We start from the raw sequence: 13,841 nt of genomic DNA, 5'->3' as shown, positions 1-13,841 counted from the left end.
CGCTTCAGGCTGTGGATGACAACGAAGGGTATCCCCATGCGCCTCACCGTCGACGGTCAGTCGTTCGACATCGATTCCGATCCCGAAATGCCGCTGCTATGGGCGCTGCGCGATCTCATTGGCAAGACCGGGCCTAAATTCGGTTGCGGCATCGCCGCCTGCGGCGCGTGCACGGTGCATGTCGATGGCCAGGCGGTCCGCTCCTGCTCGTTGCCGGTCGGCCAGGCCACGGGCGCCATTACCACGATCGAGGGCATCGGTGCGCCCGGCAAACTGCATCCGGTGCAGCAGGCCTGGCTGGAAGAGCAGGTCGCGCAATGCGGCTACTGCCAGGCCGGCCAGATCATGAGCGCGGTGGCGTTGCTCGACGAGGTCGCGGATCCGACGGATGCCGACATCGACAACGCCATGGGCGGCAATCTTTGCCGCTGCGGCACCTACCCGAAGATCCGCGCGGCTATCAAAAAAGCTGCGGCACTCAAGACGGCGGGGCTCTGAACATGGCCAGTGTCGGAAAGATCGCCCGCCGCACGTTTCTCATCGGCGCGGCGGCTATCGCTGGCGGCGTCGCCGTCGGTTATTATTACTACCGCAAGCCTTTCGCGAATCCGCTGGAAGGCGATCTCGCCGCCGGCGAAGCGACCTTCAACCCCTATGTGAAGATCGGCGCCGACAACACCATCACCATCGTCGCGCCGCGGGCCGAGATGGGGCAAGGCATCTCGACGACGCTCGCCGTCATGGTTGCCGAAGAACTCGATGTCGGCCTCGACCAGGTCAAGGTCGAGCACGGTCCAGCGTCCTATGCCTATTACAATGCGGCGATCCTGGAGGAAGGCGGTCCCTTCGCCTTCTTCGATGAAAGCAGGACCGCTGAGGCCGTGCGCGCCGGCCTGGGCGTGGTCGGCAAATTCCTCGCTTTGCAAGGCACCGGCGGTTCGGCTTCGACGCGGGACGGTTTCAACAAGATGCGGCAGGCTGGCGCTGCCGCGCGGCAGATGCTGATTGCGGCGGCGGCGCAGAAGCTTGGCATAGACGCTGCCGATCTTGAAACCGCCAACGGTTCGATCCTGCACAAGGCCTCAGGCAAGTCGCTGACCTATGGCGAAGTGGCCGCAAACGCTGCCGCGATGGCGCCGCCGGCGGAAGTCCGGCTCAAGGACAAAGCCGATTGGAAACTGCTGGGCAAACCGCAAAAGCGCATCGACATGCTTGCCAAGGTCACCGGCGCGCCGATCTTCGGCATCGACGTCAGGTTGCCGGACATGCTCTACGGCACGGTGAAGATGAGCCCACGCTTCTGGTCCAGGCCGGTCGGCGCGGACCTTGCCAAGGCGGAAAAGATGCCCGGCGTGATCAAGATCGTGCCGCTCGAAACGAACTATGGCCACGGCTTCGGCATCATCGCCGAAAACACCTGGGCGGCGTTCAAGGCGGCGGAAGCGATCGAGACCCAATGGGCCGAGCCGGAATATCCGCCGGACAGCGCAGCGATTGCCGGGGTGCTGAAGCAGGCGCTTGGCGCCGAGGGGTCGGCGATGCGCGACAATGGTGATGTCGCCAAGGCCTTTGCCGACGCACCGCGTGAAAAAATCATCGAAGCCGACTATGCCGTTCCCTATCTGGCGCATGCGACGATGGAGCCGATGAATGCGACGGCGCGGCTGAAGGACGGCGTGCTCGACATCTGGTGCGGCAACCAGGCGCCAACCCTGGTGCGCCAGCTCTGTGCCAACGTCCTCGGCATCGAACAGGACAGAGTGACGGTTCACACCACCTTCATGGGCGGCGGTTTCGGCCGCCGTGTCGAGATGGACTATGCGCTGTGCGCGGCGCTGATGGCGAAAGCGGCCGAGGGACGGCCGGTCAAGGTGACGTGGACGCGCGAAGAGGACATGCGTCATGACGCCTATCGACCGGCGGCTGTCGGCAAATTCCGGGCGCGGCTCGGCGACGACGGCCTGCCGGTCGCCGTCGACATGACGATCGCCTCGCCATCGGTGATCGCCGGCACCTTGCGCCGGCTGTTTCCCTCGATATCGCCGCTCGGGCCAGACAAGACCATCGTCGACGGCGCCTACGACCAGCCCTACACGATCCCGAATTACCGGGTGAGCGCCATTGCCGCCCCCGTCACCATCCCGGTCGGCTCATGGCGCTCGGTTGGCAGTTCGATCAACGGCTTCTTCCACGAGGGATTTCTGGACGAAATCGCGGTGGCCGGAAAGACCGACCCGGTCGAGTTGCGCAAGACACTGATGGCCGCCTATCCGGCGGCGGTTGCGGTGGTGGAGAAGGTCGCCGCGATGGCGAAGTGGGGTGAGGCGCTGCCGCCCGGCAAGGCCAAAGGCATGGCTTTTTCGCTGTCGTTCGGCAGCTGGGTCGGCGAGATCGTCCAGGTTGCCGACACGCCCGCCGGCATCCGCATCGAGAAGGTTTGGATTGCCGCCGATGTCGGCACCGCGCTCGACCCGGGCATCATCGAGGCGCAGCTGATCTCCGCGGCCATTTACGGCCTGTCGGCGGCGATGGGCCAAGAAATCACCTTCGCCGACGGCATGGTCGAACAGTCGAATTTTCACGACTTCGATGCCATGCGCATCTTTCAGTGCCCGGCCTTCGAAGTCGCCATATTGGAGAATTTCCACAAGATGGGCGGCGTCGGCGAGATCGGCACGCCGCCGGCCGCTCCCGCACTTGCCAACGCCATCTTCGCACTCACCGGCAAGCGTATCCGAACGCTGCCGCTGTCGAAGGCGGTCGCCTTCGCATGACAAAGTTCCTCATCATGCTGACGTCTCTTGCCATCATGTTTTCGGCAGCGTCCTTCGCAACCGCACAAGAAGGACAGGCACCGGCGCCGGTGGCAGTCGACGCCGCAAGCGGCCTGCCCGAATGGGATAAAATCTACGCCGTGTTCTCGCACTCGCGCTGCGCTGACTGTCATGTCGCCGACGACCGGCCGCGCTGGTCCGGCGCTCACTATGGCGGGACGCGCGTCCATGCCTTCAACGTCCAGCGCGGCGCCGACGGCTCCGGTTTCGGCAATCCGGCCTGCGTTGCACGACGTGTCATTTCACGAGCAATTCCAGTGCATTGCACGGGCCGCCCGGGGCCGAGAACTGGCATCTGGCGCCGGCCGAGATGGTCTGGTTTGGCAAATCCTCGGCGGAAATCTGCGCCCAGATCAAGGATCGCAGTCGCAATGGCGACCGCAGCCTGGAGGATGTCGCGCTGCATGTGCGCGACGACAAACTGGTCGCCTGGGGCTGGGCGCCAGGTGCCGATCGTGAGCCGGCGCCCGGCTCGGCCGAAGCGACCTATCAAGCAATCGAGAACTGGATGGCGGCAGGCGCGCCGTGTCCCGTGACGCAATGATGGCGCAACTTTTGTGGCTATATTGCGCTGCAACTTTGATGTAGAACCACGCTTCGCCGTTCACGGCAAATTGAACACGGCCTAGCGCGCACCCATATCGGCGACGCGCCCGAGTTGAAAGACGCGGAAGCTCCTACAGACGGTTTGGCCGAACCCCGCAGTGGAAAAACAATGATGCCGAAAATCAGGTTTCACAAGCTTGCCGCTATTGTTGTGCTCATCGGTTTCGCCGCCTGGATGGGAACAGGTGCGTTCTCGTCTGTTGGCAGCGCCGCTGTCGAAGGCGCGGCCAAGACCAACGATCAGGCCAAGACGGGCGATCAGGCCAAGACGGGCGATCAGGCCAAGGCGCCGGAAGCAGCCAAGCCCGCCGCTGAGGCAGAGCCGAAGGCGCCGCTGCGCACCGTTGCGGTGATCACGCCGCCGCGCAAGACCTATGCCCGCGCCATCCGCATTTCCGGGCTGACCGAGGCCGACAAACGGGCGGTGCTGGGGACGCGCGTCGCCGGTGTCATCGACAAGCTGCCGGTCAAGCAGGGCGATCACGTCAAGACCGGCGATCTGGTACTGATGCTGGCGGCGGAAGAAAAGATCTCGATGGTCGACAACGCCAAGCAGCTTGTCGTGCAGCGCCAGGCTGAACTCGATGCGTCGCTGCGGCTGATGAAATCAGGCAATTTGCCGAAGCTGCAGCTCGACACAGCGCGCTCGAACCTGACCTCCGCGCAGTCACTGCTGGAAACGGCACAGGCCTTGCTCGAGCGCAATGAGGTGAGGGCGCCTTTCGACGGCGTCATCGACCGGGTGCCGGTGGAACTTGGCAGTTCCATCATGGAGGGCGGCGAGGTGGCAACCATCCTCAAGCTTGACCCAGTGATTGCGCGCGGCGAAGTCAGTGAACGCGACCTTGGCTATCTCAAGCTCGGCGACAAGGCCACTGTCCGGCTGGTCAGTGGCCAGACCGTTGAAGGCACCGTGCGCTACATCAGCCGCGACGCGTCGTCGGCAACCCGGACCTTCCGCGTCGAAATTGCCGTCCCAAATGCCGACGGCTCGGTGCCGGCCGGCATGACAGCCGAGATTTCGCTCAGCGCACAGCCGACCGACGCCGTCATGTTGCCGCGCTCGGTGGTGACGCTGGGCGACAAGGGCGACCTCGGCATCCGCGCCGTCGACAAGGACAACAAGGTGGTGTTCTTCCCGATCGACCTGGTCGACGATTCACCGAGGGGCCTGGTGCTTGGCGGCATTCCCGCCGATGCCCGCGTCATCGTCGCCGGCCAGGAACTGGTCAAGGAAGGCGACGTCGTCAAGCCGGTCGAGGCCGATCAGGCGACTATCCAGAAACTGTTGGGCGAAGCGACAACGCAGTAGCACCGGGATGGCCCTGGGCGGGGACAGCCGGCCGCAATGCGGCTCCTGAAATCTTGAGAACAGGCGTTAGCCATGGATATCGTCAAACTCGCGATCAACAATGCCCGGCTGACCATTTCGGTCCTGGTGTTCCTGCTGCTGGCGGGCTGGGTCGCCTATGAATCGACACCGAAGGAAGCGGAACCCGACGTTCCGATTCCGATGATGTATGTCAGCCTGATCTATCAGGGCATTTCGCCTGAGGATTCCGAGCGCCTTCTGCTGCGGCCGATGGAAAGCAAGCTGAAGAGCCTGAAGGGCCTCAAGGAAATGCGCTCGGCCGCCTTCCAGGGCGGCGGCTATGTGCTGGTCGAGTTCCAGCCGCAGACCAATCTGGCGACCGCGCTGCAGGACACACGCTCCAAGGTGCAGGACGGCAAGGCTGACCTGCCGCAGGCGGCCGAAGAGCCCGTCGTCACCGAGGTCAACATTTCCGAATTCCCGGTGCTGGTGGTGACGCTGTCGGGCGAATTGCCCGAGCGCGTGCTGACGGCTGCCGCGCGCGAATTGCGCGACCGCATCGAAGAGGTGCCCGGCGTTCTCGAAGGCTCGCTGCAGGGCTCGCGCGACGACCTCGTCGAAGTCGTCATCGACCCGATGAAACTGTCGTCCTACGGCCTGCAGCTCGACCAGCTGATCGGCGCGGTCGGCGCTTCCAACAGCCTGGTCGCCGCCGGCAACATCGAGGGCTCGGAAGGCAAATACGCGGTCAAGGTGCCGTCGCTGATCGAGACGCCCGAGGACGTCGCGTCCTTGCCGGTAGTCGCAGGGCCTAACGCCGTCGTCCAGGCCAAGGACATCGCCACGGTGCGCTCGACCTTCGCCGATGCCACGACGATAACTCGCCTCAACGGCAAGCCGGCCATCGCCATCGAAGTCAAGAAGCGCATCGGCGCCAATCTGATCGACACGCTGGCCAAGGTGCGGGAAGTGTCCGACGCCTACGTCAAGAGCATGCCGGAAGGCATGAACATCACCTACACGCAGGACAAGTCGGTCTTCGTCAACCAGCTGCTGGGCGACTTGCAGAACCACGTGATGATCGCCGTCATCCTGGTGTTCATCGTCATCCTCTATGCGTTGTCGGGCCGTGCTTCGCTGCTGATCGGACTTGCTATTCCGTCATCCTTCCTGATCGGCATCCTGCTCTTGGCGATGATGGGCTACACGATCAACATGATCGTGCTGTTCAGCCTCATCCTGGCGGTCGGCATGCTGGTCGACGACGCCATCATCGTCACCGAATTCGCCGAACGGCGCATGGGCGAAGGCATGCCGAAGGCGGAAGCCTTCACGCTTGCCGCCAAGCGCATGGCCGGTCCGGTCATCGCCGCGACGATGACGCGCATCGCCGCCTTCTCGCCGCTGCTGTTCTGGCCCGGCATCATCGGCGACTTCATGAAATACATGCCGATCACGCTGATCGTCACGCTGTCGGCCTCGATGCTTTATGCGCTGGTGTTCGCGCCGACGCTGGGTGCGCTCTTCGCCAAGGCGCCGGAGCATCACGAGGAAAACAATCGCGACGGCTGGTACATGGCGCTGGTCAAGCAGGCGGTGCGCTTCCCCATCACCGTGCTGGTGCTGACCGCAGTCTTGCTGACCGGCGTCGGCTTCGCCTATTCGAAGTATGGCGCCGGCGTCGAGTTCTTCCCCAGCGTCGAACCCGACTACGGCCTGCTCTATGTGCACGCCCGTGGCAATCTCTCGCTGGCGGAAATGGATACGGCAACCAAGATTGCCGAAAACCGGCTGCTCGGCTGGCCCGGCGTGAAATCGGTCTACACCCGCGTCGGCAAGACGCAAGGCGGCGGCCAGGATGTGCCGGAAGATGTCGTCGGCGTCATCCAGTATGAGTTCATCGACTGGCGCGAGCGCAAATCGGCGAACCAGATCCTGGACGAATTGCGCGCCGTCATGGCCGGCATTCCCGGCGTCGATGTCGAGGTTCGTGTGCCGGAAGCCGGTCCTCCCACAGGCAAGGCGATCCAGCTCCGGCTTTCGGCCATCGATCCCAAGGGGCTCGACGACCAGGCCCGCGCCGTTGCGGCGCGCATCGCCAAGGTGCCCGGCGTTATCGACATTTCCGACGGTCTGCCGCCGCCCGGCGTCGACTGGGCGCTCGAGGTCGACCGCGCCAAGGCGGCGCAGTACGGCATCAGCCCGACTTCGGTTGGCACGGTGGTGCAATTGGTGACCAACGGGCTGAAGCTGTCGGAATACCGGCCGGCCGGCGCCGACGACGCCGTCGACATCAGGCTGCGCCTGCCAGAGGACAGGCGCACGCTGTCGACGCTCGACGAACTCCGGGTGCAGACCTCGCAGGGCTCGGTGCCGATCTCGAATTTCGTCGTGCGCAAGCCCGAGCCGACCGTCGGCATCCTCAACCGTATCGACGGCGCCCGCACCGTGGTCGTGCAGGCCAACGTTGCGGCCGGCACGCAGGTTGCGGCGGTGCAGGCGGAGGTGACCAAGGCGGTCACAGACATGAAGCTAGACAGCGGCATACGCTGGAAGCTCGCCGGCTCCAACGAGGACAGCGCCGAAGCCAGCGCCTTCCTCGGCAAGGCCTTCGGTGCCGCGATCTTCCTGATCTTCCTGGTGCTGTTGATGCAGTTCAACAAGTTCACCAGCGTGCTTCTGGTGCTGTCCTGCGTGGTCATGGCGACGATCGGCGTGTTCCTTGGCCTGCTCCTGACAGGCGAGGCGTTCGGCATCGTCATGTCAGGCATCGGCGTCATTGCGCTGGCCGGCGTGGTGGTGAACAACAACATCGTTTTGATCGACACCTATGACCGGCTGCGCGAAGAGGGCTGGGACAAGATGGAGGCGGTGCTGCAGACCTGCCGCGAGCGCGCCCGCCCGGTGGTGCTGACGGCGGTGTCGGCCATCCTCGGCGTGCTGCCGATCGCTTTCGGCCTAGGGTTGGAAATCTTCCATCACGAGACGACGATCAATGCGCCGTCGACGCAATGGTGGATTTCGCTGTCCTCGGCGATCGTCTTCGGCCTGTCCTTCGCCACCTTGCTGACGCTGGTGGTGACGCCGTCCATGCTGATGATCTTCACGCGCAGCAAGAACAGCCGCTTCTACGCGTTCTTCCGCAGGATATCCGGCCGCGACAAGAAGCCCGATGCGCCCGAGGGGCCTCGACCGGGGCCGCTCGACGAACCGGCAATCGCCTTCCCGAAAGCCGCCGAGTAGCTGCATTCGACCAGTCAGACAGAAAGGCCGTCCGGAACAACCGGGCGGCCTTTTGTATTGTCCCCTCGTATCTGAAGAGCAAGGCGAGGGATTCTTCATGACGGTCAAGCACCATCCTTATCACTGTTTTGATCCTGATCCTGATCGGCGCCGTGCCGGCATGGCCGCACTCGCGCTCCTGGGGCTATGGCCCCTCAGGGATCGCCGGCGTCGTCCTGGTGGTGCTGCTGATCCTGCTGCTGATAGGCAGGATTTGATCACGTGTAGCGGTCGGAGCTGGGGCCGACGCTGCCATATGCGATTGCCCTGCAATGGCGCGTAGATGACGGGCACCTGCCTCGCGTATACGCTGCCCGCACGACAACTATCGAGGGGGGACTATCGAGGTGAATACAGACACCGCCGGCCAAAGCGCACCAAGGCCGCTCGCCGAGATCGCCAGCTATCACGCCCATATCTACTATGACGGGCAGACCGAGCGGCAGCATGCCGAATGGCTGCGCCTGCGCATCGGCGAACGTTTCCGCGTGAGGCTGGGCAATTGGCACGACAAACAAGTCGGCCCGCACGAGCAGCCCATGTACCAGATCTCCTTCGCCACCGAGATTTTCGCATCGCTGGTTCCATGGCTGATGCTGAACCACGGCGGCCTGAGCATCCTCATCCACCCCAACACCACCAATCCCAAGCGCGACCATCTGATCGACCCGATCTGGATCGGCCGGCCGCTGGGGGTCCATGGCGAGGTTTTGGGTGAGGAGGATGAGGCGGAAGAGGCGCTGGAGGTGAATACCGAGCCGACGCTGGGGGCCTAGGGGTACGAGTTGAAGGCGGATGGCGGGTGGTCGACATTCCGACGTTAGAGGCTGGCTGTCACTGACGCCGTACCCTTGTTGGCGGCGCTCGCTTCTCCGGGTACGGTCAAGCCATCGGCGCCGCGCCGCTCCGTTCGAGCGCGGTCTTGCGGATGATTTCCGCGATCTCCGGGCTGCTGCTGCACAGCATCTGGAAATCCACCACGTGCAGCGACAGCAGTGAGACCGCCGTTGCGGCGCTGACGGTCGCCATACGCGGTGCGCCGCTGATCAGCGCCATCTCGCCGAAGAAGGCGCCGGGGCCAAGCTCCACCGGGTTCGGCGTCGCGACGCTGACCTGCCCCTCCACGACGAAGAACATCCGATCCCCGGTCTCGCCACTGCGGCAGATCACGGCGCCCGCCGGCAAGTTGCGAGGTCGCAACGCGCGCACGATCTCGACGAGCGCGGCCGGGCCAAGCTTCTGAAACAACGGCACGCCGGCGACCAATTGCCAATTGCGGACGAAATCCTCGCGACGGATTTCTTGATAGAAGCCGGAGGCAAGAATGCCGGCCCAGAGCGCGAAGATGCCGATGCCACACATCATGACCGCCCCGGCGAGGACGCGGCCGGCGAAGCTTTGCGGAATGGCGTCGCCATAGCCGGTGGTGGACAGCGTGACCACCGCCCACCACATTGCCTGGGGGACGCTGCCGAACTTTTCCGGTTGGATGTCGCGCTCGATGACATAGGCCGCGAGCGCGACACCGAACAGAACGACGCCGAAGAGCGTGGTGACGCCGATCAGGTTGCGCGCTTCGTTGGCCAGCACCCTGCCCAGCACCGGGAAGAAGGTCGAGTCGCGCAGCGGTTTCAGCAGCCAGACAGCACAGTAGAGGCTCCAGTCGGGCGTGCCGGCGAGCAGAAATGCGGCGAGTGGAACCAAAACCGCAAGCACATCGATTGCGATTGCCGGCGTCCTGTCCCGAAGGTCTCCCGCCCAGTGCTTGAGCAGCGTCTCGACCATCTGCAGAAGATAGGCGCCCCAAATGACCGCGAGCACGGCAGTCAGTGCCAGTCTGCTTCCTCCGGACATGTTCGGCATCGTGAGCGCGGCCACCGCCAGAAGCCCAGGCGCAGCCAGCACCGCGTTGAGCGGCGCGTAAATTCTCAGGAAAGGCAGTACCGACATTCTATGCCCACGAGCAGCGACTCCCTCCAAACTAGGCTGCCTTCGAGGCAAGCGTAAAGGTGCTTACTGTCGCCGCGATGTGCAATTGCAACAGGTTCCGCGAAAGTCAGCTTCGGACGAACGTCGCTTCACTTGGGTCCGATCCACGCAAAGCCGTCCTGCTTTCGGCAGGGATATACCGACTTGGCCAACGCCCGGATTTCGGTCGCAAGATAAAATCCACGCCGGAACCGTGCTAGGATGGCCGCCGCACGCGACTTGTCGTGCTTCAAATTGGCCAGGAACGATTGTCATGCTCAATCCGATTTCCATCATGGCCGACCGGCTCGGCGACCATCTGTCGGAACTCTATCTCCAGTATTTCTCGCATCGCAATCCGGAGTATGCGAGCTACATAGGCGGGGCGGCCCGCCTTGTCCTGGAGCGCATCGGCAATTCGAACGCGCTTTATCACAACATCGAGCATACGCTGATGGTCACGCTCTGTGGCCAGCAGATCATCCGCGGCCGGCTGCTTTCGGAATCCCTGACCCCCGATGACTGGCTGCATTACACCTGCGCGCTGCTTGTCCACGACATTGGCATGGTGCACGGCGTGTGCCAGGGCGACACCGACGAAAGCTTCGTCATCAACGAGGCCGGCGACCGCCATACGCCACCGCGCGGCGCCTCCGACGCGGTGCTTGCGCCCTATCATATCGAGCGCGCCAAGATCTATGCGCGCCAACGTTTTGGTTCCTCGAAGTTCGTCGACGAGAAGCGCATTATCGCGGCGATCGAGATGACGCGCTTTCCGGTACCGGACGATCCGGCCTACCAGGCCACCGACACCGAGCCGGCGCTGGTCAGGGCCGCGGATCTGATCGGCCAGCTCGCCGATCCGTTCTACCACCGCAAGCTGCCGGCGCTGTTTGCCGAGTTCTCCGAGACCGGGATGGTGGAAAAGCTCGGCTGCAAGACCGCCGCCGATCTCGGCGCCATCTTCACCGATTTCTTCACGCTGAAGGTCGAGCCCTATATCGGCGACGCGATTCGCTATCTGGAGCTGACGACCGAAGGCAAGCAGTGGGTCGCCAACCTCCACAGCAACCTCTTCCAGTCCGGGCATCGCCCGGCCAGGATCGGGCCGTTCCCCGGCGTGTCGCAGCCGGCGAGCCTTGCGGTGGTGACTTAAGAGCCGGGGATTGTTTTCTTTCGCCGGTGCCAGAGCCACCATTTGCCCGCTTCTTGGCTGAAGGGTACACTTTTGCGCAAATAGGGTGTCGTTTCAAAAAAGGGGGACGTATGGCCAGACTTGTCGCACTCTACAAGACGCCGAAAGACCTGGCCGCATTCGACCGATACTATTTTTCGACTCACATTCCGCTGGCCAAAACGATTCCCGGCTTGACGAAATACGAGGTCAGCGATGGCGGGGTCCATTCCCCGGATGGACCCTCAGCCTATCATCTGGTGGCTATCCTCCACTTCGATTCCGTTGCGGACATTCAAGCCGCGTTTGCTTCTCCCGAGGGGCAGGCCACGGCGGCCGATCTTGGCAATTTCGCAGATGGCGGCGTGGAGCTTTTGCTGTTCGAGACCAGGGAAGTCTGAGCCTCGCCCAACCCTTGGCGGAAGAAGCGCTGGAGGTGAATACGGAGCCGATGCTGGGGGCTTAGGGGGCGAGCTGCGTTTCGGCTATGTGGGGGCTCGGCCTCGGAAAATCGCATTCGGCTGTAGTTTAGCTCAAGCGAGCATGACCGGCCGCTTTGCGCCTCATTTCGGGCTAACAGGCAAAGTTCGTCGTTGCCCTAAAGCGGACACCATCAAGCTGAGGGTCGTGATTGCGACTCTCCCTGATCCGGGAAACATTCCTTTGTCCAACCCGTGGTTGGCACGAGGGAACGGCTCAGCCCATACCAAGACGCAATAATTTAGGTTACCTTTCTGGGACTGAGCTGTCGCGACCTATGGTCGGGTCGCATCACGTGGGAGACCTTCCTCCAATCTCAAAGCCGCATGCATGCGTCGATCGCTATTTCAGAAGTATTTCTTAGTCTTGTTCGCGGCGGCCATTTTTCCGATGGCCGCCGGTGGCATCAGCAACACTTGGTTCAGCTATGTCGACCAGCATGCGATCCTCAGTGCCCTGCTGCAGTCCAAGGCAACATCGGCGGCCGACAAAATTGAGAGCTTTCTTGACAGCATCCAGCTTGCGCTCGGCTCGACGATCCCCCCGGAAGGGTCGAATATGGCCAGCGTGAAACAGCTCCGGCTTCTTGCCCTACGAGCGATGCACCAGGCCCCGGGAATCCTCAGCATCAGTATTGTCGACGGTACTGGCGCGGAGCGGCTGCACATCTCTCGCACTGGCAAAAACAGGACAGAAAGCGGGGCGGATCGTTCAGGCGATCCCGCTGTCGTGGGCGTCAGGACGGCGAAGGTCTGGTACGGCCCAGTCATTTATCGCCCGGGTTCCGAACCCTCCATAACCATGGCGATGGCCAGTTACGACAATTTAGTCGTCGCCAACTCGGTCATCGCCGAAATCAGTCTGAAGCCTATCTGGCTCATCGTTTCCGAAATCCGCGTGGGCCGCAGCGGCCACGGATTTGTCATCGACCAGGCCGGCCGCCTGATCGCTCACCCCGCGATCAGCAAAGTGATGCAGGGCGCCGACGAGAAAGCAGCGTTGGCCCTGCGCAAATTGCAGGATGCGATCGCTGCCGCAGGCGGCACTGCGATTGCAAGCCGCAACGCCGAGAATGAACGCGTTGTGACTGCTGGCGCGCCGGTTACCGCGGCCGGCTGGACGGTAATTGTCGAGCAGTCGCAGGCTGAGGCTTTTGCACCTCTATACGCTTCATTGTGGCGGACCGGCGGGTTGTTGTTCCTCGCCACAGTCCTTGCGGCGGTGCTCGCATATTGGCTTGCCAGACGGATGAGCGGGCCTATCCTCCTGTTGGAGGAGGGCGCTCTCAAGATCGGTGCTGGACAGTTCGATCACCGGATCAACATCTCCACTGGAGACGAACTTGAGCGGTTGGCTGCTCGATTCAACCAAATGGCGCAGGAACTTGCCACATCGCGGGACCGCGCGGAGCGACTGACGCGGTTGAAGCGCTTCCTTGCACCACAGGTTGCGGAACTCGTAGAGAAGGCCGGTGACGAGCGAATGCTCGCTGGACAGCGCGCAGAAATAGTCGCTGTTTTTAGCGACTTACGTGGCTTTACTGCATTTTCAGCGCACGCTGAGCCTGAGAACCTCATGCAGGTCCTGCGTGAGTACTATGAGGCGCTCGGCGCGATCATCACCAAGTATGAAGCAACGCTGACCAGTTTTTCGGCGGATGGATTGATGATTCTCGTCAACGCCCCGGTTCCACGTGAAGGGCCGGCGCTTCATGCCGTAAAAATGGCTATCGACATGCAGGATTCCACACAAGAGCTCATATCTGGGTGGCGGCAACGTGGTTATAAGATTGGCTTCGGCATGGGGCTCGCTATGGGGTGGGCAACGGTGGGTCGAATTGGCTATGAGGCCCGCGCTGACTACACCGCAATTGGCAATGTCGTGAACTTGGCATCGAGGCTGTGTTCGTCCGCTGAAGATGGACAAATCCTTATAGATGATTCCGTGGCACGCCATTTGCCTGGCAACACGCCGATCGTTGACCTCGGTACTCGCCAGTTCAAAGGCCTCGAAGGGCACGTTCGCGTCTACAATGTTGAGACGCAAAGGATTGAGCGGCCGAATTTAGGTTCTGCTGAGAATGACGCAGGGGAAAAGGGCTAGGCTCCTCTGCATCGACGTCCGCAATCGTTCTTCCCTGCACCACAAGCGGACCTACTGCTTCCGGCCCATCCACGACGTTCGA

11 protein-coding genes are annotated in these 13,841 nt (G+C 62.7%); 10 read left to right on the top strand and 1 reads right to left on the bottom strand.

What is annotated here, in order from left to right:
• The first annotated feature begins 36 nt into the window (after positions 1-36).
• From AC1D1B_RS27370 to AC1D1B_RS27340, 7 genes are all read left to right on the top strand, one after another.
• The gene (locus AC1D1B_RS27370) at positions 37-498 is read left to right on the top strand and encodes a (2Fe-2S)-binding protein (protein ID WP_477336079.1); all 462 of its coding nucleotides are present in this window, start codon (positions 37-39) and stop codon (positions 496-498) included.
• A 2-nt stretch (positions 499-500) separates the two neighbouring features.
• The gene (locus tag AC1D1B_RS27365) at positions 501-2,774 is read left to right on the top strand and encodes a xanthine dehydrogenase family protein molybdopterin-binding subunit (protein ID WP_477336077.1); all 2,274 of its coding nucleotides are present in this window, start codon (positions 501-503) and stop codon (positions 2,772-2,774) included.
• 322 nt (positions 2,775-3,096) lie between these two features.
• On the top strand, positions 3,097-3,378 hold the full coding sequence (locus tag AC1D1B_RS27360) for a hypothetical protein (RefSeq protein ID WP_477336075.1): 282 nt from the start codon (positions 3,097-3,099) through the stop codon (positions 3,376-3,378).
• A gap of 174 nt (positions 3,379-3,552) precedes the next feature.
• Positions 3,553-4,752 carry an efflux RND transporter periplasmic adaptor subunit gene (locus AC1D1B_RS27355; RefSeq protein ID WP_477336134.1) on the top strand — a complete coding sequence of 400 codons (1,200 nt, stop codon included), beginning with the start codon at positions 3,553-3,555 and terminating at the stop codon, positions 4,750-4,752.
• Positions 4,753-4,824: 72 nt separating this feature from the next.
• Entirely contained in the window at positions 4,825-7,995 is a 3,171-nt protein-coding gene (locus tag AC1D1B_RS27350) for an efflux RND transporter permease subunit (protein WP_477336073.1), read from the top strand.
• A 113-nt stretch (positions 7,996-8,108) separates the two neighbouring features.
• Positions 8,109-8,252 (top strand): DUF3309 family protein, encoded by a 144-nt coding sequence (locus AC1D1B_RS27345; protein WP_477336132.1) that lies wholly within the window; start codon positions 8,109-8,111, stop codon positions 8,250-8,252.
• A gap of 129 nt (positions 8,253-8,381) precedes the next feature.
• Entirely contained in the window at positions 8,382-8,810 is a 429-nt protein-coding gene (locus AC1D1B_RS27340) for a DOPA 4,5-dioxygenase family protein (RefSeq protein WP_477336071.1), read from the top strand.
• Positions 8,811-8,916: 106 nt separating this feature from the next.
• Here AC1D1B_RS27340 and AC1D1B_RS27335 read toward each other — a convergent pair whose 3' ends face one another.
• Complete coding sequence (locus tag AC1D1B_RS27335; protein WP_477336130.1) at positions 8,917-9,984, bottom strand: cyclic nucleotide-gated potassium channel; 1,068 nt, start codon at positions 9,982-9,984, stop codon at positions 8,917-8,919.
• A gap of 292 nt (positions 9,985-10,276) precedes the next feature.
• Here AC1D1B_RS27335 and AC1D1B_RS27330 point away from each other — a divergent pair, with 292 nt between their 5' ends.
• From AC1D1B_RS27330 to AC1D1B_RS27320, 3 genes are all read left to right on the top strand, one after another.
• A complete protein-coding gene (locus AC1D1B_RS27330) occupies positions 10,277-11,158 on the top strand; it encodes a metal-dependent phosphohydrolase (protein WP_477336069.1) in 882 nt (293 codons plus the stop codon).
• A 110-nt stretch (positions 11,159-11,268) separates the two neighbouring features.
• The gene (locus AC1D1B_RS27325; RefSeq protein WP_477336067.1) at positions 11,269-11,577 is read left to right on the top strand and encodes an EthD family reductase; all 309 of its coding nucleotides are present in this window, start codon (positions 11,269-11,271) and stop codon (positions 11,575-11,577) included.
• Between the two features lie 409 nt (positions 11,578-11,986).
• Positions 11,987-13,759, top strand: a complete 1,773-nt coding sequence (locus AC1D1B_RS27320; protein ID WP_477336065.1) for an adenylate/guanylate cyclase domain-containing protein — start codon at positions 11,987-11,989, stop codon at positions 13,757-13,759.
• Positions 13,760-13,841: the final 82 nt, after the last annotated feature.

The organism is Mesorhizobium sp. P2_C5_2 (assembly GCF_056404535.1).
This window is presented reverse-complemented; position numbering and strand designations above follow the sequence as displayed.